The 21641-nt window shown below is 74.1% G+C and carries 23 protein-coding genes and 1 tRNA gene; 9 read left to right on the top strand and 15 right to left on the bottom strand.

Going from position 1 to position 21641, the window contains the following annotated elements; all coding sequences use genetic code 11:
• Nucleotides 1-28: 28 nt before the first annotated feature.
• The 3 genes from ACFW9D_RS08380 to ACFW9D_RS08390 all read left to right on the top strand — a co-directional run bounded on the left by ACFW9D_RS08380 (nt 29) and on the right by ACFW9D_RS08390 (nt 3396).
• Nucleotides 29-1042 carry a Ppx/GppA family phosphatase gene (locus tag ACFW9D_RS08380; RefSeq protein ID WP_384619278.1) on the top strand — a complete coding sequence of 338 codons (1014 nt, stop codon included), beginning with the start codon at nt 29-31 and terminating at the stop codon, nt 1040-1042.
• A gap of 138 nt (nt 1043-1180) precedes the next feature.
• Complete coding sequence (locus ACFW9D_RS08385) at nt 1181-2038, top strand: AAA family ATPase (protein ID WP_384619281.1); 858 nt, start codon at nt 1181-1183, stop codon at nt 2036-2038.
• A complete protein-coding gene (locus ACFW9D_RS08390) occupies nt 2035-3396 on the top strand; it encodes a VWA domain-containing protein (RefSeq protein ID WP_384619282.1) in 1362 nt (453 codons plus the stop codon). The genes ACFW9D_RS08385 and ACFW9D_RS08390 overlap by 4 nt, the downstream gene beginning before the upstream one ends.
• 7 nt (nt 3397-3403) lie before the next feature.
• Here ACFW9D_RS08390 and ACFW9D_RS08395 read toward each other — a convergent pair whose 3' ends face one another.
• The 6 genes from ACFW9D_RS08395 to ACFW9D_RS08420 all read right to left on the bottom strand — a co-directional run bounded on the left by ACFW9D_RS08395 (nt 3404) and on the right by ACFW9D_RS08420 (nt 9007).
• Nucleotides 3404-4114, bottom strand: a complete 711-nt coding sequence (locus ACFW9D_RS08395) for a VWA domain-containing protein (protein WP_384619285.1) — start codon at nt 4112-4114, stop codon at nt 3404-3406.
• A 23-nt stretch (nt 4115-4137) separates the two neighbouring features.
• Nucleotides 4138-4213, bottom strand: a tRNA-Leu gene (locus tag ACFW9D_RS08400).
• A 28-nt stretch (nt 4214-4241) separates the two neighbouring features.
• On the bottom strand, nt 4242-5354 hold the full coding sequence (locus ACFW9D_RS08405; protein ID WP_384619286.1) for an XdhC family protein: 1113 nt from the start codon (nt 5352-5354) through the stop codon (nt 4242-4244).
• Nucleotides 5347-7464 carry a xanthine dehydrogenase family protein molybdopterin-binding subunit gene (locus ACFW9D_RS08410; protein WP_384619289.1) on the bottom strand — a complete coding sequence of 706 codons (2118 nt, stop codon included), beginning with the start codon at nt 7462-7464 and terminating at the stop codon, nt 5347-5349. The genes ACFW9D_RS08405 and ACFW9D_RS08410 overlap by 8 nt, the downstream gene beginning before the upstream one ends.
• Complete coding sequence (locus tag ACFW9D_RS08415) at nt 7461-8453, bottom strand: FAD binding domain-containing protein (protein ID WP_384619290.1); 993 nt, start codon at nt 8451-8453, stop codon at nt 7461-7463. The genes ACFW9D_RS08410 and ACFW9D_RS08415 overlap by 4 nt, the downstream gene beginning before the upstream one ends.
• The gene (locus tag ACFW9D_RS08420) at nt 8450-9007 is read right to left on the bottom strand and encodes a 2Fe-2S iron-sulfur cluster-binding protein (RefSeq protein ID WP_188340314.1); all 558 of its coding nucleotides are present in this window, start codon (nt 9005-9007) and stop codon (nt 8450-8452) included. The genes ACFW9D_RS08415 and ACFW9D_RS08420 overlap by 4 nt, the downstream gene beginning before the upstream one ends.
• Before the next feature lie 208 nt (nt 9008-9215).
• Between ACFW9D_RS08420 and ACFW9D_RS08425 the strand changes: the two genes are divergently transcribed.
• A complete protein-coding gene (locus tag ACFW9D_RS08425; protein ID WP_384619292.1) occupies nt 9216-9800 on the top strand; it encodes a TetR/AcrR family transcriptional regulator in 585 nt (194 codons plus the stop codon).
• A 229-nt stretch (nt 9801-10029) separates the two neighbouring features.
• On the opposite strand, the gene ACFW9D_RS08430 is transcribed toward ACFW9D_RS08425, so the two are convergent.
• Nucleotides 10030-10806 carry a LysR family transcriptional regulator substrate-binding protein gene (locus ACFW9D_RS08430; RefSeq protein WP_188340312.1) on the bottom strand — a complete coding sequence of 259 codons (777 nt, stop codon included), beginning with the start codon at nt 10804-10806 and terminating at the stop codon, nt 10030-10032.
• A gap of 58 nt (nt 10807-10864) precedes the next feature.
• Here ACFW9D_RS08430 and ACFW9D_RS08435 point away from each other — a divergent pair, with 58 nt between their 5' ends.
• Complete coding sequence (locus ACFW9D_RS08435) at nt 10865-11272, top strand: DUF5997 family protein (protein ID WP_384619295.1); 408 nt, start codon at nt 10865-10867, stop codon at nt 11270-11272.
• Nucleotides 11273-11285: 13 nt separating this feature from the next.
• On the opposite strand, the gene ACFW9D_RS08440 is transcribed toward ACFW9D_RS08435, so the two are convergent.
• Together ACFW9D_RS08440 and ACFW9D_RS08445 are read right to left on the bottom strand one after the other, a co-directional pair.
• A complete protein-coding gene (locus ACFW9D_RS08440; protein ID WP_384619297.1) occupies nt 11286-12467 on the bottom strand; it encodes an MFS transporter in 1182 nt (393 codons plus the stop codon).
• On the bottom strand, nt 12464-13036 hold the full coding sequence (locus ACFW9D_RS08445; RefSeq protein ID WP_384619299.1) for a helix-turn-helix domain-containing protein: 573 nt from the start codon (nt 13034-13036) through the stop codon (nt 12464-12466). The genes ACFW9D_RS08440 and ACFW9D_RS08445 overlap by 4 nt, the downstream gene beginning before the upstream one ends.
• Between ACFW9D_RS08445 and ACFW9D_RS08450 the strand changes: the two genes are divergently transcribed.
• Nucleotides 13035-13589: a GNAT family N-acetyltransferase gene (locus tag ACFW9D_RS08450; RefSeq protein WP_384619301.1), complete on the top strand. Its 555-nt coding sequence runs from the start codon at nt 13035-13037 to the stop codon at nt 13587-13589. The genes ACFW9D_RS08445 and ACFW9D_RS08450 overlap by 2 nt on opposite strands.
• A 71-nt stretch (nt 13590-13660) precedes the next feature.
• Nucleotides 13661-13843, top strand: a complete 183-nt coding sequence (locus ACFW9D_RS08455) for a hypothetical protein (protein ID WP_384619303.1) — start codon at nt 13661-13663, stop codon at nt 13841-13843.
• A 73-nt stretch (nt 13844-13916) separates the two neighbouring features.
• Here the strand turns inward: ACFW9D_RS08455 and ACFW9D_RS08460 are convergent, their stop codons facing one another.
• Both ACFW9D_RS08460 and ACFW9D_RS08465 read right to left on the bottom strand, forming a co-directional pair.
• Nucleotides 13917-15089, bottom strand: coding sequence for a S8 family serine peptidase (locus ACFW9D_RS08460; RefSeq protein ID WP_384619305.1), 1173 nt, complete (start codon nt 15087-15089; stop codon nt 13917-13919).
• Complete coding sequence (locus tag ACFW9D_RS08465) at nt 15086-15910, bottom strand: hypothetical protein (protein WP_384619307.1); 825 nt, start codon at nt 15908-15910, stop codon at nt 15086-15088. The genes ACFW9D_RS08460 and ACFW9D_RS08465 overlap by 4 nt, the downstream gene beginning before the upstream one ends.
• Before the next feature lie 366 nt (nt 15911-16276).
• Between ACFW9D_RS08465 and abc-f the strand changes: the two genes are divergently transcribed.
• Complete coding sequence (gene abc-f / locus ACFW9D_RS08470; protein WP_384619310.1) at nt 16277-17926, top strand: ribosomal protection-like ABC-F family protein; 1650 nt, start codon at nt 16277-16279, stop codon at nt 17924-17926.
• A gap of 2 nt (nt 17927-17928) precedes the next feature.
• Here the strand turns inward: abc-f and ACFW9D_RS08475 are convergent, their stop codons facing one another.
• The 4 genes from ACFW9D_RS08475 to ACFW9D_RS08490 form a co-directional block, all read right to left on the bottom strand.
• Nucleotides 17929-18915 carry an aldo/keto reductase gene (locus ACFW9D_RS08475; protein WP_384619312.1) on the bottom strand — a complete coding sequence of 329 codons (987 nt, stop codon included), beginning with the start codon at nt 18913-18915 and terminating at the stop codon, nt 17929-17931.
• 92 nt (nt 18916-19007) lie between these two features.
• On the bottom strand, nt 19008-19655 hold the full coding sequence (gene folE / locus ACFW9D_RS08480; protein WP_384619315.1) for a GTP cyclohydrolase I FolE: 648 nt from the start codon (nt 19653-19655) through the stop codon (nt 19008-19010).
• A 1-nt stretch (nt 19656) separates the two neighbouring features.
• On the bottom strand, nt 19657-20091 hold the full coding sequence (locus ACFW9D_RS08485; RefSeq protein ID WP_384619318.1) for a hypothetical protein: 435 nt from the start codon (nt 20089-20091) through the stop codon (nt 19657-19659).
• Between the two features lie 67 nt (nt 20092-20158).
• Entirely contained in the window at nt 20159-20725 is a 567-nt protein-coding gene (locus ACFW9D_RS08490) for a DUF2231 domain-containing protein (RefSeq protein ID WP_384619320.1), read from the bottom strand.
• 223 nt (nt 20726-20948) lie between these two features.
• Between ACFW9D_RS08490 and ACFW9D_RS08495 the strand changes: the two genes are divergently transcribed.
• A complete protein-coding gene (locus ACFW9D_RS08495; protein ID WP_384619374.1) occupies nt 20949-21632 on the top strand; it encodes a helix-turn-helix transcriptional regulator in 684 nt (227 codons plus the stop codon).
• The last annotated feature ends 9 nt before the right edge of the window (nt 21633-21641 follow it).

Below are 21641 nucleotides of genomic sequence, written 5' to 3' on the forward strand. Positions count from 1 at the left end.
CGGCGAGCTGAGGGGTACTCCGACGATCATGCGGATCAGTGTGGTGGATGTCGGGTCGAACACGGTGCGTCTCGCGATCGCGGACGCGGCCGACGGGGCGCCGCTGCCGGTGCACACGGCGAAGCGCCGGCTGCGGCTCTCCGACCGGGTCGACGACGACCGGCGGCTCGGCCCCGAGACGGTGTCGGAGATCGTCGAGGCGGTCGCCGCGGCGCGGGACGAGGCCCGGCGCTGGGGCAGCGACGAGCCGTTCGCGTTCGCCACGGCGATCGTCCGGGACGCGCCGAACCGGGACGAGGTGCTGCGCGCCGTGCACGAGGGCGCGGGGCTGCGGCTGCGGGTGCTGCCCGGCGAGGTGGAGGCGGAGCTGACGTTCCTCGCGGCGCGCCGCTGGCTGGGCTGGCGGGCCGGACCGCTCGGCGTGCTCGACATCGGCGGCGGCTCGCTGGAGGTCGCGTTCGGGCGGGGCCGCGAGCCGAGCTTCGCGGTGTCGCTGCCGCTGGGGGCACGCCGGCTGACGCGCGAGCACCTGCCGCAGGACGAGGACCCGCCGACGGAGGAGTCGCTCAAGGCGCTGCGCCGTCACGTCCGGCATCAACTCCGGGACGTGGCCGCGCGGATCCGCTGGGAGGGCCCGCTGACGATGGCGGCGACCTCGCGTACGTTCACGCAGCTGGCGCGGCTGTGCGGGGCGGCCCCGGGCCGCCACGGACCGTTCACGGAACGCCGTCTGAGCCGCCGGGCGCTGCGCACCGCGATCTCCGAACTCGCGGTGCTCCCCGCCGCCGACCGCGCCGCGCTCCCCGGCATCTCGGCGCCCCGCGCGGCCCAGTCCCTGGCCGGCGCGCTGGTCGGCCACACGGCGATGAAGCTCATGGACGTCCGTGAACTGACCCTGTGCCCCTGGGCGATCCGCGAGGGCATCCTGCTGCGCCGCATAGAGGGCGACACGGCCTGGTGGAACGGCCTGACGGACCCGGTCCTGCCCCACATGAGGGACCCGCTCCCGCAGGAGGGGCTGCGGTTCGCCGTGCGGGGGTGAGGCGGCGGCGCGGCTGACACGGGCCCCACGGCGCACCCCGGCGGACGTGACGTTCACCATGAAGCGGCGGCGCCCCTTGTGGGGTGGGGTCCGTGCTGGTCAGCTGGGGTTCCGTATCGCATCACGCTGGAGGCCCCGTTGTTCGCGTCCGTGGACGATGTCACCGCGCGCCTGGCCGAGACCGGCTATCTCGCCTCGCCCGCGGTGGCCACCACCGTCTTCCTCGCCGCCCGGCTCGGCAAGCCGCTGCTCGTCGAGGGCCCGGCGGGAGTCGGCAAGACCGAGCTGGCGAAGGCCGTCGCGGCGATCACCGACGCCCGGCTCGTCCGGCTCCAGTGCTACGAGGGCGTCGACGAGTCCCGCGCACTGTACGAGTGGAACCACGCGAAGCAGTTGCTGCGGATCACGGCGGGCCGTGACGAGACGTGGGACCGGACGCGTTCGGACATCTTCAGCGAGGAGTACCTGCTGACGCGGCCGCTGCTGACCGCGATCCGGGGCACGGACCCGAAGGTGCTGCTCGTCGACGAGATGGACAAGGCCGACGTCGAGGTGGAGGGCCTGCTCCTGGAGGTGCTCAGCGACTTCCAGGTGACGGTGCCGGAGCTGGGCACGATCACCGCGGAGCGCCGCCCGTTCGTGGTGCTGACCTCGAACGCGTCCCGGGAGCTGTCGGAGGCGCTGCGCCGCCGCTGTCTGTTCCTGCACATCGACTTCCCCGACGCCGAACTGGAGCGCCGGATCGTCGCGCTGAAGGTGCCCGGACTGGACGCGGTCCTGGCCGAGTCCCTGGTCCGGGTCGTGGGCGCGCTGCGGGCGATGGACCTGCGCAAGGCGCCGTCGGTCGCGGAGACGGTCGACTGGGCGCGCACGCTCCTCGCGCTCGGCGCGGACCGGCTCGACGAGGAGGTCGTGCGCCAGTCGCTCGGCGTCGTCCTCAAGCACCAGGAGGACGTGCGCACGGCCGCAGCCAAGCTCGACCTGGACGCCGTGTGAGCACCGTCCCGACGGTCGCGGACCGGGTGACCGATCTCGTACGGGCGCTGCGCACGCACGGCGTCCGGATCGGCACGGGCGAGAGCGTGGACGCGGCGCGGGCCGTCGCCGAGCTGGGCCTCGACAACCGGGAGCATCTGCGCGAGGGCCTCGCCTCGGCACTGCTGCACGACCAGGGCCAGCGGGCCGTGTTCGACCCGGTCTTCGAGCTGTACTTCCCGCGCGGGATCGGCGCCCCCGGCCGGCCGGGCGACGGCTTCGACCGGGACGAGCTGCGCGAGCGGCTCGCCGATGCGCTCGCGGCGAACGACCGGGCGGCGCTCGCCGGTCTCGCGGCGGAGGCCGTGGACGGGCTCGGCGGTTACGGCTCGACGCCGGGCTCGGACGGCTACTCGGCGCACCAGACCCTGGACCGGCTGCGCCCGCAGACCCTGCTGGCCCGCGTCATGGCGGGCTCCGGGTCGGCCGCCTCCGGCGCGTTCACCGACCGGATCGCGGCCGACGAGGTCCGGGCCCGCATCGAGGACTTCCGCGAGCTGGTGCGGGCGGAGGCCCGCCGCCGGGTCGCCGAGCGGCGCGGCACGGACGAGATCGCGCGCCGCATGGCGGTGCGGACGGCGGACCGGGCCGACTTCCTGTACGCGGGCAAGGCGCAGCTCGCGGAGCTGCGCCGGGCGGTGCACCCGCTGGCCCGCAAGCTGGCGACCCGGCTCGCCGCGCGCCGGCGGCGGGCGGCCCGCGGCCACATCGACCTGCGCCGCACGCTGCGCGGCTCGCTGTCGACGGGCGGCGTGCCGATGCGCCCGGTGCTGCGCAGACGCCGCCCGGCCCGCCCCGAACTGGTGCTGCTGTGCGACGTGTCGGGCTCGGTCGCGGGCTTCGCGAACTTCACGATGCTGCTCGTCCAGGCCCTGCACGATCAGTTCAGCAAGGTCCGCGTCTTCGCGTTCGTCAACCGGATCGACGAGGTCACCGGGCTCCTGGAGCACGGCACGGCGGACCCGGACGGCCTGGGCGCCCGCATCACGGCGGAGGCGGCGATCACGGGCTGGCACGGCAGCAGCGACTACGGCACGGCTCTCGGCGAGTTCGTCGAGCGCTACGAGGCGGCGGTGGGGCCGCGCACGACGGTCTTCGTCCTCGGCGACGCCCGGAACAACCAGCAGAACCCGAACGTGCCGTCCCTGCGCCGCATCGCCCGGTCGGCCCGCCGCACCTACTGGCTGAACCCGGAGCCGACGTCGCTCTGGGACACGGGAGACTCCGCGGCGGGCGTGTACGGGGACGTGGTGCCGATGTACGAGTGCCGCAACGCCCGGCAGTTGAGCGCGCTGGTGGGGCGGCTGCTGCCGGTGTGACGCCCCGTCAGCCCGCCCCGTGGGCGAGCACCCCGGCAGCGGCCGCGGCGCGCAGCCAGTCGGGGTACTCCCCCATGAGCCGGTCGTACAGGTCGGCGTCGGGGATCTTCCGGGGGTTCTTGCCGGCCGGGAAGAAGCCCGCGTTGTCGACCACGCGGCGTGCGGGGACGGCCAGTTCGTCGAGCTTGCGCAGGAAGTCGAAGCGGTCGCGGCCGAATCCGACGAACTGCCAGAACAGGGGCAGACGCGCGGCCCGGCACAGGGTCTGCTCGGCGGCCCGCCGGGAGTCGGGCGAGCCGTCGGTCTGGAAGATGACGAACGCGGGGTGCTCGGTGCCGCTGTCGAGGTAGTGGTCGATGACGGCGTCCATGGCGGCCGCGTAGTCGGTGGTGCCCATGTGCCCGAGGCTGTCGTGGAGTTGTGCGACGCGGCCCGCGTAGTCGTCGAGGCCGATGCCGACGGCCGGGTGGGCGTGGCTGTCGAAGAAGACGGTCGGCACGATCCCGTCGTCGTCCAGGTTCACGGAGAGGCCGAGCGCCTGCTCGGCCAGGTGCTGGACGCTGCCGTCCCGGTAGTACCTGCGCATGCTGCCCGAGCGGTCGAGCACGAGGTACACGGCCGCGCGGCGCCCGGCCAGGCCCTTCTTCTCCAGGGAGACCGCGGCGGTCTTCGCGAGGTCGACGAGCCCGGCGGGCACCTTGTCGAAGCTGATCGGCATCCGCCGCTCCTTCGTCTCGGGTGGGCTGGGTGGCCGGATTCGAACCGGCGTCCTCCTCTCATGCTGTGTGAGGCGCGACGACCACTGCGCTACACCCGCCCGCCCGGATCCTACCCAGCCCGTCCGCTCATGCGCGATGGATCGGCCCGGCCAGACCGCTCAGCGGCGCGCCCGTTCCGCCCCGGCGTGCCGCGACGATCTCCGCCCCGATCGACACGGCCGTCTCCTCCGGCGTGCGTCCGCCGAGGTCGAGCCCGATCGGCGAGCGCAGCCGTGCCAGTTCGGCCTCGTTCAGGCCCGCCTCGCGCAGCCGCTCCAGTCGGTCCTCGTGAGTGCGGCGCGAGCCCATCGCCCCGATGAACGCGGCGGGCCGGCGCAGCGCTTCCTCCAGGAGCGGCACGTCGAACTTGGCGTCGTGCGTGAGCACGCACAGCACCGTCCGCTCGTCGGTCCGCGTGCCCCGCAGATAGCGGTCGGGCCATTCGACGACGACCTCGTCCGCCTCGGGGAAGCGGGTCGGCGTCGCGAACACGGCGCGGGCGTCGCACAGGGCCACGTGGAAGCCGAGCAGCTTGCCGACCCGGACGAGCGCCCCGGCGAAGTCCACCGCGCCGAACACGATCATCCGCGCCGGCGGCACCGACGACTCCACGAACAGGGAGACGTCGCCGCCGCAGCGCGCCGAGCTCTCCGGCACCGCGCACACCCCGGTCCGCCCGAGATCGAGCAGTGCGCCGGTCTGCGCGGCGAGCGCGGCGTCGTCCGCCGAGCCCAGGTCCCCGGCGGTCGAACCGTCGGGCCGCACCATGAGCACCCGGCCGTCGGCGGGCAGTTCGCCGGGCCCGTCGAGGACCCGGGCGAGCGCCACCGGTTCGCCCCGCGCGGCAGCTGCGAACGCCTCGGTGAGCACGGCCCGGCCGGGCGAGTCCGCCCGGACCGGGACGACGTGCACCTCGACGCTGCCGCCGCAGGTGAGCCCCACGGCGAACGCGTCGTCGTCGCTGTACCCGAAGCGCTCGCGCCGCACGGCGCCGTCGCGCAGCGCCTCGGCGCACAGTTCGTACACCGCGCCCTCGACGCAGCCTCCGGACACCGAGCCGATCGCCTCGCCCGCCGCGTCGACGGCGAGGGCCGCGCCGGGCGGCCGGGGCGCGCTGCCGCTCACCGAGACGACGGTGGCGACGGCGAACTCCCGGCCCTGCGCGGCCCATTCACCGAGCGGCCCGGCGAGGTCAAGCATGCGGCGCGTCCCCTCCGGCCTCGGCGAGCAGCACCCGGTCGGGGCGGATCGGCAGGTCGCGGTGGCGGAAGCCGGTCGCGTGGTGCACCGCGTTGGCGATGGCGGCGGCGGTGCCGACGATGCCGATCTCGCCGATGCCCTTGATGCCGACGGGGTCGTCGGGGTCCGGGTCGTCGATCCAGGCGGCCTCGATCTCCGGCACGTCCGCGTTGGCGGCGACGTGGTACCCGGCGAAGTCGGCGCCGACGTGCCCGCCGGTCGCCTCGTCGCGGACGGCCTCCTCGTGCAGCGCCATCGACAGGCCCCAGGTCATGCCGCCGATCAGCTGGCTGCGCGCGGTGAGCGGGTTGACGATGCGGCCCGCCGCGAAGACGCCGAGCAGCCGCCGCACCCGTACCTCTCCGGTGGTGACGTCGACGGCGACCTCGGCGAACTGGGCGCCGAACGCGTGCCGTTCCTTCTGCGCCAGGGCGGCGATCAGGGCGGCCGTGTCGGTGCGGGCGGTGATGCCCTCGGCGGGGATGTCGGCCCCGGCGACGAGCTTCTCGCGCAGTTCCGCGGCGGCGGCCATGACGGCCCAGCCCCAGGAGCGGGTGCCCATGGAGCCGCCCGCGACCCAGGCGGGGCCGAAGTCGCTGTCGGCGATCCGGACGTGGACGCGCTCGGGCGCGACGTCGAGGGCGTCGGCGGCGATCGAGGTGAGCGCGGTGCGGGCGCCGGTGCCGACGTCGGCGGCGGCGATCCTCACCGTGAACGTGCCGTCCTGCTCGGCGGTCACGGACGCGGTCGAGGGCGCGGCGTTGGAGGGGAAGGTGGACGCGGCGACGCCGGTCCCGATGAGCCAGCGGCCCTCGCGGCGGGCGCGCGGGCGCGGGTCGCGCTCGCTCCAGCCGAAGCGGCGGGCGCCCTCCTCCAGGCAGCCGAGCAGGTTGCGGCTGCTGAACGGGAGGCCGGAGAGGGGCGCGGCGGTCGGCTCGTTGCGCACGCGCAGGGCGATCGGGTCCAGGCCGAGCCGCTCGGCGAGTTCGTCGATCGCGGACTCGACGGCGAAGGAGCCGGGCGCCTCGCCGGGCGCGCGCATCCAGGTCGGGGTGGCCACGTCGACGGGCGTGACGCGGTCGAGGGTGCGCAGCGCGTCGGTCGCGTACATGGCGTGCCCGTACCCGGCGCTGGCCTCGACGAACTCGCGCAGGTTCGAGGTCATGCACTGGGCCTCGTGCTCGAAGGCGCGCAGTCGTCCGTCGGCGTCGGCACCGAGCCGGACCCGCTGGGCGGTGGGGCTGCGGTAGCCGGTGATCGCGAAGACCTGGCGGCGCGTCAGCGAGATCCGTACGGGCCGCTGGAGCTCGGTGGCGGCCATGACGGCGGCGATGTGGTGCGCCCGCAGGCCCTTGGAGCCGAAGGCGCCGCCGACGTGCTCGGAGCGCACGTGCACGGTCTCGGGGTCGAGGGAGAACATGCGGGCGAGGTCGTCGGCGACCCACTTGCTGCCCTGGTTGGCGTCGAAGACCTCCAGGCGGCCGCCGTCCCAGCGGACGGTGACCGCGTGCGGCTCCATGGCGCTGTGGTGCTGCTCGGGCGTCGTGTACGAGGCCTCGACGACGACGGCGGAGGCGGCGAGTTCCGCCGCCAGGTCGCCCTTGGAGTCCTCGCGGCCCTCGGGAGTGTAGGTGCCCGGTCGGTCCGCGGCGAAGACGACGTCGTGCGGCTCGGTCTCGTAGCGGACGACGAGCTCCTCGGCGGCCTCGCGGGCCTGCTCGGAGGTCTCGGCGACGACGAGCGCGACGGGCCAGCCGGCGTGCGGCACCTTGTCGTGCTGGAAGACCTCGACGATCGGGTCGGGCTGGCCGAGCGCGCCGAAGAACTCGGCGCTGACCCGCGGCGCGTTGCCGTGGTGCAGGACGGTGAGGACGCCGGGCAGGGCGCGGACGGCCTCGTCCTCGATCGCCGTGATCCGGCCCCGGGCGATCGTGGACAGGACGAGCCAGCCGTGGGTGAGGCCGGTGAACGGGATCTCGCTCGCGTAGCGCGCGGCGCCGGTGACCTTGGCGTGGCCCTCGATCCGGGTGCGCGCGACGCCGACCGCGTCGGGTTTCGCCGTGGTCGTCATCGGGCGGCCTCCTCGGTGAGTTCGGTGAGCAGCGCCACGACGAGATTACGCATCAGTGGCACCTTGTACGTGTTCTGCGGCAGCGGCCGCGCGGCGGAGAGCTCGGCGTCGGCGGCGGCCGCGAAGGTCTCGCCGGTGGCGGGCGCCCCGATGAGGACCTGCTCGGCGGCGCGGGCCCGCCAGGGACGGGAGGCGACCGCGCCGAACGCGAGCCGGGCGTCCTGGACGACGCCGTCGCGGACCTCCAGCGCCGCGGCGGCCGACCCGATCGCGAAGGCGTACGAGGCGCGCTCGCGGACCTTGCGGTAGCGGGAGCGGGCGGCGACGGGCGCGGGCGGCAGGACGAGGCCCGTGACGAGCGCGCCGGCCGGCAGGGCCGTCTCGAGGTGCGGGGTGTCGCCGACGGGGCGGTAGAAGTCGGCGAGCGGAAGCTCCCCGGGCCCGTCGGCGGTCTCGTAGGTGACGACGGCGTCGAACGCGGCGAGCGCGACGCCCATGTCGGAGGGGTGCACGGCGACGCAGGCGTCGCTCGCGCCGAGGATCGCGGCGTTGCGGTGCTCGCCGGCGAGGGCGGGGCAGCCGCTGCCCGGGGTCCGCTTGTTGCAGGGCTTGGTCACGTCGGTGAAGTAGCCGCAGCGGGTGCGCTGCAGCAGGTTGCCGCCGACGGTCGCCATGTTGCGCAGCTGGCCGGAGGCGCCGGCGAGCACGGCCTGGGTCAGGGCGGGGTAGCGGCGGCGCACGTCCGGGTGGGCGGCGAGGTCGCTGTTGGTGACGGTGGCGCCGACGCGCAGGCCGCCGTCGGGGGTGGACTCGACGCGGTCCAGGGGCAGTTCGCGTACGTCGACGAGCCGGCCCGGGCGTTCCACTCCCGCCTTCATCAGGTCGACGAGGTTGGTGCCGCCGCCGAGGAAGCGGGTCTCGGGGTCGGCGCCCGCGAGGGCGACGGCTCCGGACACGTCCAGGGCGCGCTCGTATCCGAACTCCCTCACGCGACGGTCTCCTTCTGGGTGGCGGCGGCGGCCTGGGCGACGGCCCGGACGATGGAGACGTAGGCGCCGCAGCGGCACAGGTTGCCGCTCATGCGCTCGCGGATCTCCTCGGGGCTCAGCGGCGGGGGTGCCGCCTCGGGGCTCACGTCCTCGGTCACGGCGGACGGCCAGCCGGCCGCGTGCTCCTCGATGACGGCGAGCGCGGAACAGATCTGGCCGGGGGTGCAGTAGCCGCACTGGTAGCCGTCGAGGTCGACGAACGCCTGCTGCACCGGGTGCAGCGCGTCGCCCTCGGAGACGCCCTCGATGGTGGTGATCTCCCGGCCCTCGGCGGCGACGGCGAGCTGCAGACAGGCGACGGTCCTGCGGCCGCCGACGAGCACGGTGCAGGCACCGCACTGTCCGTGGTCGCAGCCCTTCTTGGTCCCGGTCAGGTCGAGCCGCTCGCGCAGGGCGTCGAGCAGGGTGGTGCGGTGGTCGACGGGCAGCGTGTGCTTCTCCCCGTTGATCTGCAGGGTGATGACGCTGGACGTGGCGGGGTCGGCCGATGGCATGAACAGCCTTCTTTCGCGGGTCTGTTGCGAGGAGAATCTGCGAATCTGCGCGGTGCGAGGTCGGTGGCCGGACGGTGGTCGTCGCCGGCCCGGGCCGGGGTTAGAGTGCGGGCTAAGCGGACAGTTGTCCGTTCTGCGGCTCAGTAACGTAATCGACAACTGTCCCGCCCAGCAAGGACGTTTCCGCGCCACGGCCGAAGGAGGAGGCGTGCGGCAGCAGCCGGACAAGAGCCCCGCGCAGCGCGCGGACGCGCAGCGCAACCGTGCGCGCATCCTCGAGGTGGCCCTGGTGGAGCTGACGCGCTCGGCGCAGACACCACTGAGCACGATCGCCCGGCTCGCGGGGGTCGGCCAGGGCACGTTCTACCGGAACTTCCCGAGCCGCGAGGCGCTCGTCCTGGAGGTGTACCGCTACGAGGTGCAGCAGGTCGCCGACGCGGCGGAGCAGCTCCTGCGGACGCGGGCGCCGGAGGTGGCGCTGCGCGAGTGGATGGACCGGCTGGCCCGGTACGCGATGGCGAAGGCGGGCCTCGCGGACGCGCTGTGCGCGGCGACGAGCGCCCGGGGCACGTTCAAGTCCCTGGCCCAGGGTCCACTGACGGGGGCGCTGGAGCTGCTGCTCGCGGCGAACGACCGGGCGGGCACGATTCGCCCCGGCGTGAGCCCGGACGACTTCATGCTGGCGATCGCCGGGCTGTGGCAGATCGATCCGCATTCCGACTGGGAGCCTCGGGCCGGGCGGCTGCTCGATCTGGTGATGGACGGGTTGCGGGCGGGGGGCTCCGCCGGTTGAGCGGGGGTTCGGGGGTGCGTCTGCCATGTTGTGGTGCGTCGCCGGGTGGCGGTCCCGTCGTGGCTGATCGCGCCCACGCGGCGGAGCCGCATATCGACACAGCCCCGCGCCCCTGAAGGCGGGGGACGCGTCTGCCATGTGGCGGTGCACCGCCGGGGGCCGCGCGGTGGGGCTTCTCGCGCAGTTCCCCGCGCCCCTGAAGGCACACTTCGTGCGCCCCAGGGGCGTCCTACGAGCGTTTGCGGGGCTTGCCGCCTCGGCGGGCTCCGGACTGCTTGGTGGCTGAGCGGGGGCGGGCGGCCGTGGTCGGCTTCTTCTGGGTCTTCTTCTGGGGCTTCTTGTCCTTCTGCGGCTGCTTCTTCTCGGGCTGGGTGCGGCCCCGGGAGCTGTTCACGGTGCGGCCGCGCACGATGCCGATGAAGTCCTCGACCTGGTCCGTGGTGCGCTCCTCCGGCCAGGCGAGCGCCACGGCGGAGCCGGGCGCGTCCGTCACGGTCCGGTAGGTGAGGTCGCGGCGGTGGTGCAGCCGGGCCAGCGACTGCGGCACGATCAGCAGACCCACGCCGGCGGCGACGAGCTCGATGGCGTCGGCCGTGGTCGCGGGCCGCTCGAAGGCGGGCTGCCCGGGCGGGCGCTCCCAGTCGAGCACGTCGTCGAGCGGGTGCTGCACGATCTCGTCGGCGAGGTCGGCGAGCGTGACCTCCTCGACGGCGGCCACGACGTGGTCCTTGGGCACGACGACGACGGTGGTCTCCGTGTAGAGCGGGATCGCGCTGAAGAACGTGCGGTCCACGGGCAGCCGCACCAGACCGGCGTCCGCCTCCCCGCCGCGCAGCACGCCGTCCACGTCGGCCGCGGCCACGGGGACAAGGGTCAGGGGGGTCCCGGGCAGCCGCTCGTTCCAGATCCGGACCCACTTGGCGGGGGTCGCTCCGGGTACGTAGGCGAGCCGGAACCCGGGGGTCGCCGAGGGGTCCGCCGCGGGGGTCTGTTCCGTGCCTGTCACGGAGCCAGGCTACCCGCCGTGGTCGGAGCTCTCCGCCGCGCTCGATACCCTTGACCTCATGACTTCGCACCAGAGCACCCAGACCATGAAGCCCGCCACCGCGGCGAAGAAGCTGGGTGTGTACCTCGACGCCACCCCCACAGAGTTCCGGGAGGGCGTCGTCTCGCGCGCCGAGCTGGCCGCGCTGCAGGCCGACCCGCCGCAGTGGCTGCAGACCCTGCGCGCCGAGGGCCCGCACCCGCGCCCGGTGGTCGCGGAGAAGCTGGGCGTCTCCATCGCGGGCCTGGCCCGCGGCGGCGTCACGGAGGCGCTCACGACGGCCCAGATCACGGCGCTGAAGGACGAGAACCCGGAGTGGCTGCAGAAGGAGCGCGCCACGCAGTCCGAGGTCCGCAAGGAGAACGTCCGTGTGAAGAAGATGCACGCGGAGAAGGCCGAGCGCCAGGCCCGTCAGGCCCAGGACTGAGCCCGGCCGGGGCTCAGGGGCGACTCTCGGCCACCGGCTCCGTCCGCTCGTCGCGGCGCAGGGCGAGCAGGCCCGCCGGGACGAGCGCGGCGAGCACCAGGGCCGCGGCGGCCGTCCAGCCGCCGGCCTCGATCAGCGGGCCGGCCAGTCCGGCGCCGAGCGCGCCGGCGAGGAAGTAGAGCAGGAGATAGACCCCGCTGAGGCTGCCGCCCCGGCGCGGGTCGATCGCGAGGATACGGGCCTGGTTCGCGGCCTGCGCCGTGAAGCACCCGGCGTCGACGAGGGCGAGTCCGGCGGCGGTGACGGCGGGCCGGTCGAGCCCCGTGCACAGCAGCGCCGCCCCCACCGCCGCGACCGCCATGCTCCCGGCGATCACGACGCGCGGCGAGTACCGGTCCCCGAGCCGCCCGGCGGCGGGCAGCGCGGCGAAGCCGAGCACCCCGGCCAGGCTGTAGAGCCCGATCGTCCCCGCGTCCAGGCCGTACGGGGGCTGCCCGAGCCGCACGGTGAGCGCCACCCAGACCAGGCTGAACGCGAAGTACCAGAGGCTGCCGTTCAGGACGGCGCGGCGCAGGGTGCGGTGGCGGTGCAGCAGTTTGGGCAGCGCCACGAGCGTCGCGAGGTAGGTCCCGGTGGGCTCGGGGCGTTCGGCGGGCAGCCACAGCCGGGCGGCGGCCGCGCAGGCCAGGACGAGCGCGGCGGACACGAGCAGCATCCCGCGCCAGCCGACGGCGTCCGCGAGGGCCCCGCCGACGAGCCGGCTGAGCAGGATCCCGGCGGACATCCCGGCCGCGACCAGCGCGACGGCATGCCCGCGCCGCCCCTCGGGGGCCCCGCGCCCGGCGATCGTGGAGGCCATGGCGCTGACACTGGCCCCGGCGCCGATGACGGCGTACGCGAGGAGCAGCAGGGCAGCGTGGTGGGCGAGCGAGGCGATGCCGAGCCCGGCCGCGAGCAGCAGGAGCTGCCCGGCGACGAGGCGCCTGGGCGCCGCCCGGTCGGCGAGCGGCAGCAGGAACGCGAACCCGGCGATGCAGCCGGCCAGCGCGGCCGTCGTGACGAGTCCGATCGCGGCGGCGGAAGTGCCGGTGTCGTGGGCGACGTCGCCGAGCGCGGGCTGGATGGCGTAGTTGTTGGCGAGCGCCACTCCGGCCGTGCAGGCCAGCAGTCCGACCGCGCCGCGTCGCAGGCTCACGGCGCGTCGCCCCGGACGAGGACGACGGCGTAACGGCACTCGTGCGCCGTGGAGTTGACGAAGACGCAGGGTGCGGGCCGCCCCAGCTCGACGGTGTCGCCCGCGTCCAGCTCGTGCACCGTGTCGCCCTCGTGGAAGGTGAGGTGCCCGTCGAGGACCCAGATGATCTGCCGGTGGAACGCGAACGCCGCCGCCGGGTACGGGACTTCCGCCCCGGCGGGGAGCCGGATCTCGGCGACCTCGGCGGGAAACCCGGGGCCCGAGACCTGCCGCCGGGTGTATCCGGTCTCGGGGTCGTTCCAGCGGGGCGCGGCATCCGCCCGCCGCACCCGCTCTTCCGCCTCCCCGTCGGGGTCGAGCAGGGTGGCGACGCTGAGCCGGAACGCGGCGGAGAGCTTGCCGAGGACGACGGCCGTGGGGTTGCTCTCGCCGCGCTCGATCCGGTGGATCATCGCCCGTGACACCCCGGACTCCTCGGCGAGCTCCGCCAGCGTCCAGCGCCGCCGGTCCCGCTCGGCACGGATGCGGGCGCCGATGCGCTCCACCAGAGGGTCTACGATGTTGGACATGAATCCAATATACGAGATCGAGGAGCCCGGGCGGCAGGCGGTGACGGTCCGCCCGGCCCGGGCCACGGACCTGCCCCCCGTCCTGGCCATCCGCAACCACGCCATCGAGCACGGCACGGCGCTGTGGACGGACACCCCGCAGACCCGCGAGGAGGGCGCGGCCTGGCTCGGCGACCACCTGGAGCGGGGCTCGGCGTTCGTCGCGGAGCACGCGGGCGGGGTGGTCGGCTTCGCGGTCTACGGCCCGTGGAAGGCGTACTCCGGCTTTCGGCACACGGTCGAGAACTCGGTCTACGTGGCCGAGGGCCGGCACGGCCTGGGCATCGGCTCGGCGCTGCTGTCGACGCTCATCACCGCGGCGCGGGCGGCGGACCTGCACGTGATGATCGCCGGCATCGAGGCGAGCAACACGGCGTCGATCCGCCTGCACGAACGGCACGGCTTCGAGCACGCGGGGACGGTGCGGGAGGTGGGCCGCAAGTTCGGCCGCTGGCTGGACCTGACGCTGATGCGCCTGCCGCTCGACGAACCCCCGGAGGTTTCGAACAGCTGAGCACTGGGCGACACTAGGGCACACGGACACATCCGGGGGCCGCGCGCCCCCGACGAACGGGGGTCTCGCTCATGGTCTACGGAATCGTCATCCTCGCCGTACTCGCGCTCGCGGGCGCCGCGTGCCTGGTCGCGCTGCGCCGCCGGGGCGGACCGGGCGAGCGGGGCGCGGACGAAGCAGCCGCAGCGGCGCGGGGCCTGAACGAGGGCGTGTCTGCGGCGAACGCGACGCGTCAGAACCTAGGCCCGTCCTGACCCGAACGCGCGGGTGCCCCGCCGCGCCGGTGACGGCGGGGCGGGGCACCGGGCTTCTTCCGTGTGGGCCGGATCAGGTGCGCGCGCGGGGCCTGCGCAGGAGCACGACGCCGCCGGCCAGCAGGAGCAGTCCCAGCACCGCCGCGCCGAGACCACCCAGCCAGAGGGGCTGTTCCATGGGGGCGTGGGCGGTCTTCGAGACACCGGAGGGCGTCTCGAAGTGCTTCTCGCCGCGGTACTCGACGGGCTCCGCCTCGACTTCCTGACGGGTGTCGGCCGCCCTGACGGCCGCCGCCGCGTTCACGGGCCCGTAGCCGTCGAGCGCGCTGTGCCTGCCCGGGTGGCTCGCGGTGCGGGTGAGCGCGGAGCGGGCCTGGGCCGGGGTGAGGTCCGGGTACTCGGCGTACATCAGCGCGAGCACTCCGGCGGTCAGCGCCGTCGACACCGAGGTGCCGTCCCGCTTGGAGTACCCGCCGGAGCGTTCGGCGAGGGTGACACCCACGCCGGGTGCCGCGACCGCGTTGTACGTCTTCACGTTGGACAGCGCGGCCCGGCCACCGCCGGGCCGGGTGGCCGCGACGGCGATCGCGCTGGCGTAACCGGCGGGGAAATCGCCGTCGTTGGACTCGTCTCCGGCGTTGCCCGCGGCGGCCACGGTCGTGATGCCGCTGCTCGCCGCGTACCCGAGCGCGTTGGCGACGGGCCGCTGGTAGTCGGCGAACTTGTTGCCGAGGGACAGCGAGATCACGTCGGCGCCGTGCTCGACCGCGTAGTCGATGCCCTTCGCGATCGGGTCGCCGTCGTGCCGGAAGGTGACCTCTCCGGTGTCCTCCTCGGCGGAGTCGTCGATCGAGCGGATCGAGAGGATCTTCGCCCGGGGCGCGACCTTGAGGATCGCGGAGGCCATGGCGGTGCCGTGCAGGCCCCAGTCGTCGTCGCTCGGGCTCTTGCCGTCCTTCATGAAGTCGGGCCCGGTCGTGACGTGCCCCTTGACGGAGGGGTGGTCCGGGTCGACGCCCGAGTCGATGACGGCGACGGTGACACCCTCGCCCTGGCTGAGGCGCTGCGCGGCCGGCAGACCGAGCGCCGCGTTCTCCCAGCCCGCGGGCACCGTGGTGGCGGCGGCCGCGGGCGCGGCGCCGGAGAGCGCCGCCCCGCCGACGAGCCCGACGAGCAGGCCGGCGGTCAGCGCGCCGCGCAGGGCGCGCCGCGAGCGGCCCCCCGTGTTCGTGGTCCGGGTGCTCACTTCACGCCCTCCAGCCGCAGGTCGTCGATGTGCCCCTCGAAGAGGCGGGCCACGTCGTGGGCCGTACCGGCCATGGCCTTGCGGTCGAAGAGCCCGGTGTCGTCGTCCTCGCCCCACTTGCCGGGCAGCCATCCGGCGACCCGCCCGTCGACCGAGCCGGTCGTGACGGCCAGCGCGTACGGGAGGTACTCGCCGTCGGTGGGCGTCAGGTCGGCGGCCGAGCGGCGCGCGTCGGACCAGTTCGCGGCGGCGGTGCCAGGCACCGGCAGCGCCCTGACGCCGGGTTCCTCGTTCTGATGGTCCTCGAAGAATTCCATCAGTTCCACGCGCCTCGACTCCTCCGGCGGCAGCACCACGAGGGCGACCGTCGCGAGGGTGTTGACGGTGGGGTCGACGTAGGTGGCACGCAGCACGGCCTTGCAGCCGAGCCGCTTCGCCGTCTTCCCGATGCTGCCGTCCAGCGCCTTCGCACACGAGGTCTCCTCGGAGATGCCGAGGCGCTCCCACATCGCGTACTTGGGGTCGGTGGCGCCGGAGAGCATGTCGGCGCGGCCGCCGATGGTCTTCGGGAAGAGCCGGTCGACCGGCTCGTCCTTCCAGAGGGTCAGCCCGTAGCGGGCGTTGGCGATGGTCTGCCGGCTGTTGCTGTACGCGTGCGCGGCGAGCGCGGAGCCGCCGAGCAGCAGCAGGGCGCCGAGGACGCACAGGACGACACCTCCCGCACTGCGCCCGCTGCTCCGGGCGGGCTGGGCGGCAGCGGGCGGCGGACCCCAACCCGGCGGCATCTGCCCCTGGTTCGCGGGCGGAATGGAATGAGACATGTCTCCCCCGATGGACGAACGGTGAACGTCAGACTCTATGCACCCGCACCGCCGGCGACCGCACGGCCCTCACCTGCGACACAGAACGCCACATCGCTCAACAGGCCCTGACACAGCGGGAGTTGAGCACTCTTGCCGACAGCCGCACCCCTCCCCCGCCGAAGGCTCCGACACCACGCCGCACAAGAACCCCACAGATGTGATCACTGACCTGCTATTTCTTCACCATGACGTCAATCGATTGAGACGAGACGCATCGTCTTGTACAGTAGCGGCATGGCCTTCTACTTCTTCCTCTGAGTCCGGGCACGGCGCCCCGTCGCCGTCACCGCCGCCCGTGCACACCTCACACCTCAGGGAAGTCACATGCGCGAACGCGCCCGTACCGCCGTGCCCGCCGCCACGGCGCAGCTGTCCGTCAAGAACGTCACGAAGTCCTACGGCACCCGGACCGTCCTCGACCAGGTCACCTTCACCGTCCGACCGGGCGAGAAGGCCGCGGTCATCGGCGAGAACGGGGCCGGCAAGTCCACCCTCCTGCGGCTGCTCGCCGCCGCCGAGGCGCCGGACGACGGGGAGGTCACCGTCCGCTTCCCCGGCGGCACCGGTCACCTCGCCCAGACCCTCGCCCTCTCCGCCGACCGCACCGTGCAGGACGCCGTCGACCTCGCGCTGAGCGAACTGCGGGACATGGAACGCCGGTTGCGCGCGGCGGAGGAGGGACTCGGCGAGGCGACTCAGGACGAGCTGGCCGCGTACGGCGAACTCCTGCTCGCCTACGAGGAACGCGGTGGGTACGAGGCCGACGTCCGGGTGGACGCCGCCCTGCACGGGCTGGGACTCGCCGGAGTCACCCGCGAGCGGCCGCTCGGCTCGCTGTCGGGCGGCGAGCGGTCCCGGCTCGCCCTCGCCTGTGTGCTGGCCGCGGCACCCGAACTGCTCCTGCTCGACGAGCCGACGAACCATCTCGACGCGGCGGCCGTGCGCTGGCTCCAGGAGCATCTGCGCGCCCATCGCGGCACCGTCGTCGCCGTGACCCACGACCGGCTCTTCCTGGAGCGCGTCGCGACGACGATCCTGGAGGTCGACCGGGACAGCCGCACGGTGCACCGGTACGGCGACGGGTGGACCGGCTACCGCGCCGCGAAGGCATCGGCGCGCCGCCGCGCCGTGCAGGAACACGCGGAGTGGATCGAGGAGTTGGCCCGCACCGAGGAGCTGGTGGCGGCCGCCGGGAGACGGCTCGCGACGACCGGCAAGGATCCGGGGCAGGGCTTCGGCAAGCACCGCCGCTCGCACGAGGCGAAGCTCGGCGGACAGGTGCGGGCGGCCCGCGAACGGCTGGCGCACCTGCGGCGCACACCGGTGCCCGAGCCGGCGGCCCCGCTCCGGTTCACCGCGGCGCTCACGACGGCGTCCGGCGCCCGGCCCGGCGAGGACGGCCCGCTCGTCGCACTGGACGGCGTCCGGGTCGGCGACCGGCTGCGCCTGGACAGCCCCCTGACGGTCGGCGCCGGTGAGCGGCTCCTCGTCACGGGCGCCAACGGGGCCGGGAAGTCGACGCTGCTGCGGGTCCTGGCCGGCGATCTCGCACCGGACACGGGGACGGTGCGTATCGCCGCCCGGATCGGCTATCTGGCACAGGAGTTGCCCACGCGGTCCACACGGCTGCCGCTGCTCGCCGCGTTCGCGGCCGGGTCGCCCGGCCTGCCCGACGAACACGCCGAACGGCTGCTCGCCCTCGGTCTGTTCCGCGAGGAGGACCTGCGCGTACCGGTCGCGGAACTGTCCGCCGGACAGCAGCGGCGGCTCCAGCTCGCCCGCCTGGTCACGCGTCCCGCCGACGTCCTCGTCCTCGACGAGCCGACGAACCACGTCGCGCTCGACCTCGTGGAGGACCTGGAGGCGGCCCTGGCCGTGTATCCGGGCGCGGTCGTCGTGGTCTCGCACGACCACGCCTTCCGCGAACGGTTCCCGGGCCGCCGCCTGGCACTGAACGCCGGCCGCCCGGCCTGACCTCAGGACCCGAGGTCGGCGGTGCGCTCGTCGAGGAGCCCCGCCGACCGGAGGTCGGGCCAGAGGCCGGCCGGGATCTCCGTGGCGTACGCGGCGAGGTCGCGGCGTACCTCGTCCGCGCTGCGCATGCCGACGACGACTCCGGCGACGGCGGGGTGGAGCAGCGGGAAGGCCAGGGCCGCCTGCGGGACCGTCACGCCGTGGGCGGCGCAGACATCTGCGACGCGGTGGGTCCGGGCGAAGAGTTCGGGAGTGGCGGGGCCGTAGTCGTACCGGGCGTCCTCGGCGGGGCGGTCGGTGGCCAGCAGGCCGGAGTTGAAGACCGACGCGGCCAGGACGGAGACGCCGCGTGCGGCGCAGGCGGGCAGCAGTTCGTCCAGGGCGCTGTGGTCGAGGAGGGTGTACCGGCCGGAGAGCATGACGGCGTCCGCGTCGGTCTCGCGCACCAGGCGGGCCAGCTTCCCGGGGTCGTACATGCCCGCGCCGATCGCCCCGACCACGCCCTGGGCGCGCAGTTCGGCCAGCGCCGGATATCCGGTGCGCAGCGCCGCCTCGAAATGTTCCTCGGCATCGTGCAGGTACAGCACGTCGACGCGGTCGAGGCCGAGCCGGGCGAGGGAGTCCTCGACGCTGCGCAGGACGCCGTCGCGGGAGAAGTCCCAGACCCGGCGGTGGGTGGCCGGCACCACGAACCGTTCGTCGGTGCGGCCGCCCGCCTCCTGCGGCACCAGCAGCCGGCCCACCTTGGTGGACAGGGTGAACGCGGTCCGTTCCTTGCCGCGCAGGAAGGCGCCGGTGCGGCGTTCGGACTGGCCGATGCCGTAGTGGGGCGAGGTGTCGAAGGAGCGGACGCCGCCGTCCCAGGCGGCGGCCAGGGCCCCCGCCGCCGTGTCGTCGTCCAGCGCGGTGAACAGGCCGCCCAACGGGCCGCCGCCGAAGCTGAGTTCCGTGACCTCGACCTCGGTGCGCCCGAGTCGTCGTGTCCGCATGTCTCTCCGTCCGGCCGGGTGGTGGGCGTTCGCCGACGACGTCGACCCTAGGCGCTCCCCGGCCGGAACGCGGCGCGTCCCGCGCGGCGGCCCTACGAGGCGGCGCCGGTCAGCGACAGGAACTCGCTGCGCGAGCGGGCGTCGGAGCGGAGGAGGCCCAGCATGGTCGAGGTCATGGTGCTGGAGCCGGTCGCCTGCACGCCGCGCAGGGTCATGCAGGAGTGCTCGGCCTCGATGACGACGCCGACGCCCTTGGGCTCGAGTTGGGTCTGGAGCCAGTCTGCGACCTGTTTGGTCAGGCGTTCCTGCACCTGCGGGCGGCAGGCGAAGTGCTCGACGACGCGGGCCAGTTTGGACAGCCCCAGGATGCGGGAGCCGGGCAGGTAGCCGACGTGGGCGGTGCCGGTGAAGGGCAGCAGATGGTGCTCGCACACGGACCGCAGCGGGATGCGGCGGGCCAGGACCAGTTCGTCGTAGCCCTCGTCGTTGGGGAAGGTCGTCAGGTCGAAGGGGCGTGGGCTGAACAGTTCCGCGTAGGCGCGTGCCATGCGGCCCGGGGTGCCGCGCAGGCTCTCGGAGGCGGTGGAGATCCCGAGGGCTTCGAGGAACTGTCCGGCGGCCGTCTCGGCGGCGGCCAGGTCGATGCCCTCGGGCTGGTGGACGACGCGCAGGGCCGGCGGGGCGGAGGGCGCCTGCTGGGTGGCGAGGCGCGCGGCGGTTCCGTACGGGTACTCGCTCATGTCAGCTGCCCCCGACGCCCAGGGCGGTCAGCAGGACGAGGACGAGGGTGACGACGGCGAACAGGCCGTGGGCCAGCACGACGGCGACCGGGAAGTGCCGTTCGGCGGGGGCCTCGTCCGTCGCGGGGCCGTGCGCGGTCGCCCTGGCGCGGTACACGGGGATCCAGCGGGCCAGCATCACGAAGCCGAGCAGGGCGACGGGCAGCAGCAGGCCGAACGCGGTCCAGGCGAGGGCGTCCTTGTCCGCCACGACATAGGCGATCCAGACGACGAGCCCGATCGCGGCGAGGGCGAAGTGCCCGAACACGACGGGGGCGGGGAGCCTGCTGGTGCCGGACTGCTGCTGCCGCAGCCCGCCGCGCTGGATCCAGGTGCCGAGCATGTAGAAGCCGCCCAGGGCTGTGACCAGCCAGGCGATCAATGCGGCGATGTCCATGGGGAACTCCGAGGAATCGGGATGACGGGGAGATGGTGTGGCGGGGGACGGAGTGACCGGGTGACGGTCAGCGGGTGGTGCGGGTGGTGCGGTCCGCATCGGATGCGGACGGCCGGGTCGTCGTGAAGCCCTCGGCCTGCTTCCGCTCGTCCGCGACGCGCACGCCGTAGTGGTAGGCGAGCTTGCCGCCGAGGAACCCGGACGCGCCCAGGGCCGCCACGCTCACCGCGGACAGGACGAGCGGCCCGGTCCCGACGGCGCTGTCACGGCCGATGTCCTCGCCGTGGCGCCACAGGAAGTTGCCGACGTAGGCGGCGGTGACCAGCAGGTTCAGCGTCATGTGGACCAGCGCCGTCCGGAAGGCCGGGGTGCCGGGCGGGAGGGCGAAGAAGTCGAGGAAGCCGACCGTCGCGGCGAGCAGCGCGCCGATGACGCCGACGGCGATCAGCCACTGCGAGGACTGGGTCAGGAAGCCCGGACGGTCGACGACGTGCGACGCGATGTCGAACACGAGGCTCGTCACCCACGCGCCGATCGGCACGGTCACCAGGATCGGATGGAAGGGGTGGCCGTAGGGCCCCGCGAGCAGGGAACTCACCGGTTGTTTCGCCTGAAGCTGCGGCTGACTGGGCATGGCGCGACCTCCCACTAGTTTCGCCAATAAATGTTGGTCTTATTCGGCGGCGACGTCAAGCCGGGCAGCCCAGAAGGCCCCGCACGACCTCTGCGCCCATCCGGGTGGGAGTTACTGTGGGGGTGTGGCTTCAGAAACGAGCGGGCAGCCGGAGCAGCCGGCACCGGGCGGCGACAACGCCATCGATTCGGTCAGCGTCCTGAGCGAGGACTCACGGCGCCGTATGTTCACGTTCATCCGGCGCGCCCGGCGCGCGGTCACGCGGGACGAGGCCGCCGCGAGCGTCGGCATCTCCCGCAAGCTCGCCGCGTTCCACCTCGACAAGCTGGTCACCGCGGGGCTGCTGCGGGCGCGGTACGAGGCCCCGGGCGGGGTCCGCAAGGTCGGCCGCCAACCGAAGGTGTACGAGCCGACCGACGCGCAGATCACGGTGAACATCCCGGACCGGCGCCACGAGTTGCTGGCCGGCCTGCTCCTGGACGCCGTCCTCACCGAGGGCGCGGACGAGAACGCGACGCAGGCCGCGCTGCGCACCTCCGAACGGCGCGGCAGGGAACTGGGCGAGGCGGCCCGCGAGGAGCTCCGCCCCGGCCGCATGGGACCGGAACGCGGCCTGACGGCCTGCGAACACCTCCTCGAAGCGGGCGGCTACGAACCCTTCCGTGAGACGCCCACCCGGCTCCGGCTCCGCAACTGCCCCTTCCACCCGCTGGCCGCGAAGGCCCCGGACCTGGTGTGCGGCATGAACCTGGCGTTCCTCGGCGGCTGCCTGGAGGGCCTCCAGGTCAACGGCATCGAGGCCGTGCTCGCCCCGGAGCCCGGCGAATGCTGCGTACGCCTGATGCCGAGCGCGCCGGACGCGGACCGGGAATCCGGACCAGAAGCAGCCGAGCCGCCCCCCGCCTAGGGTGACCGC

Origin of the sequence: Streptomyces sp. NPDC059524, from assembly GCF_042749255.1 — a bacterium.
In the GTDB taxonomy this organism is placed as follows: Bacteria; Actinomycetota; Actinomycetes; order Streptomycetales; family Streptomycetaceae; genus Streptomyces; species Streptomyces xanthii.

Excerpts from the sequence above, each read along its gene's own strand:
- ACFW9D_RS08380 (WP_384619278.1), top strand. The coding sequence starts at position 29 with ATGCGGATCAGTGTGGTGGATGTCGGGTCGAACACGGTGCGTCTCGCG.
- ACFW9D_RS08395 (WP_384619285.1), bottom strand. The coding sequence starts at position 4,114 with ATGCCGATCAGCTTCGACAAGGTGCCCGCCGGGCTCGTCGACCTCGCG.
- ACFW9D_RS08405 (WP_384619286.1), bottom strand. The coding sequence starts at position 5,354 with ATGCTTGACCTCGCCGGGCCGCTCGGTGAATGGGCCGCGCAGGGCCGG.
- ACFW9D_RS08410 (WP_384619289.1), bottom strand. The coding sequence starts at position 7,464 with ATGACGACCACGGCGAAACCCGACGCGGTCGGCGTCGCGCGCACCCGG.
- ACFW9D_RS08420 (WP_188340314.1), bottom strand. The coding sequence starts at position 9,007 with ATGCCATCGGCCGACCCCGCCACGTCCAGCGTCATCACCCTGCAGATC.
- ACFW9D_RS08435 (WP_384619295.1), top strand. The coding sequence starts at position 10,865 with ATGACTTCGCACCAGAGCACCCAGACCATGAAGCCCGCCACCGCGGCG.
- ACFW9D_RS08450 (WP_384619301.1), top strand. The coding sequence starts at position 13,035 with ATGAATCCAATATACGAGATCGAGGAGCCCGGGCGGCAGGCGGTGACG.
- ACFW9D_RS08445 (WP_384619299.1), bottom strand. The coding sequence starts at position 13,036 with ATGTCCAACATCGTAGACCCTCTGGTGGAGCGCATCGGCGCCCGCATC.
- ACFW9D_RS08455 (WP_384619303.1), top strand. The coding sequence starts at position 13,661 with ATGGTCTACGGAATCGTCATCCTCGCCGTACTCGCGCTCGCGGGCGCC.
- ACFW9D_RS08465 (WP_384619307.1), bottom strand. The coding sequence starts at position 15,910 with ATGTCTCATTCCATTCCGCCCGCGAACCAGGGGCAGATGCCGCCGGGT.
- abc-f (WP_384619310.1), top strand. The coding sequence starts at position 16,277 with ATGCGCGAACGCGCCCGTACCGCCGTGCCCGCCGCCACGGCGCAGCTG.
- ACFW9D_RS08475 (WP_384619312.1), bottom strand. The coding sequence starts at position 18,915 with ATGCGGACACGACGACTCGGGCGCACCGAGGTCGAGGTCACGGAACTC.
- folE (WP_384619315.1), bottom strand. The coding sequence starts at position 19,655 with ATGAGCGAGTACCCGTACGGAACCGCCGCGCGCCTCGCCACCCAGCAG.
- ACFW9D_RS08485 (WP_384619318.1), bottom strand. The coding sequence starts at position 20,091 with ATGGACATCGCCGCATTGATCGCCTGGCTGGTCACAGCCCTGGGCGGC.
- ACFW9D_RS08490 (WP_384619320.1), bottom strand. The coding sequence starts at position 20,725 with ATGCCCAGTCAGCCGCAGCTTCAGGCGAAACAACCGGTGAGTTCCCTG.
- ACFW9D_RS08495 (WP_384619374.1), top strand. The coding sequence starts at position 20,949 with ATGTTCACGTTCATCCGGCGCGCCCGGCGCGCGGTCACGCGGGACGAG.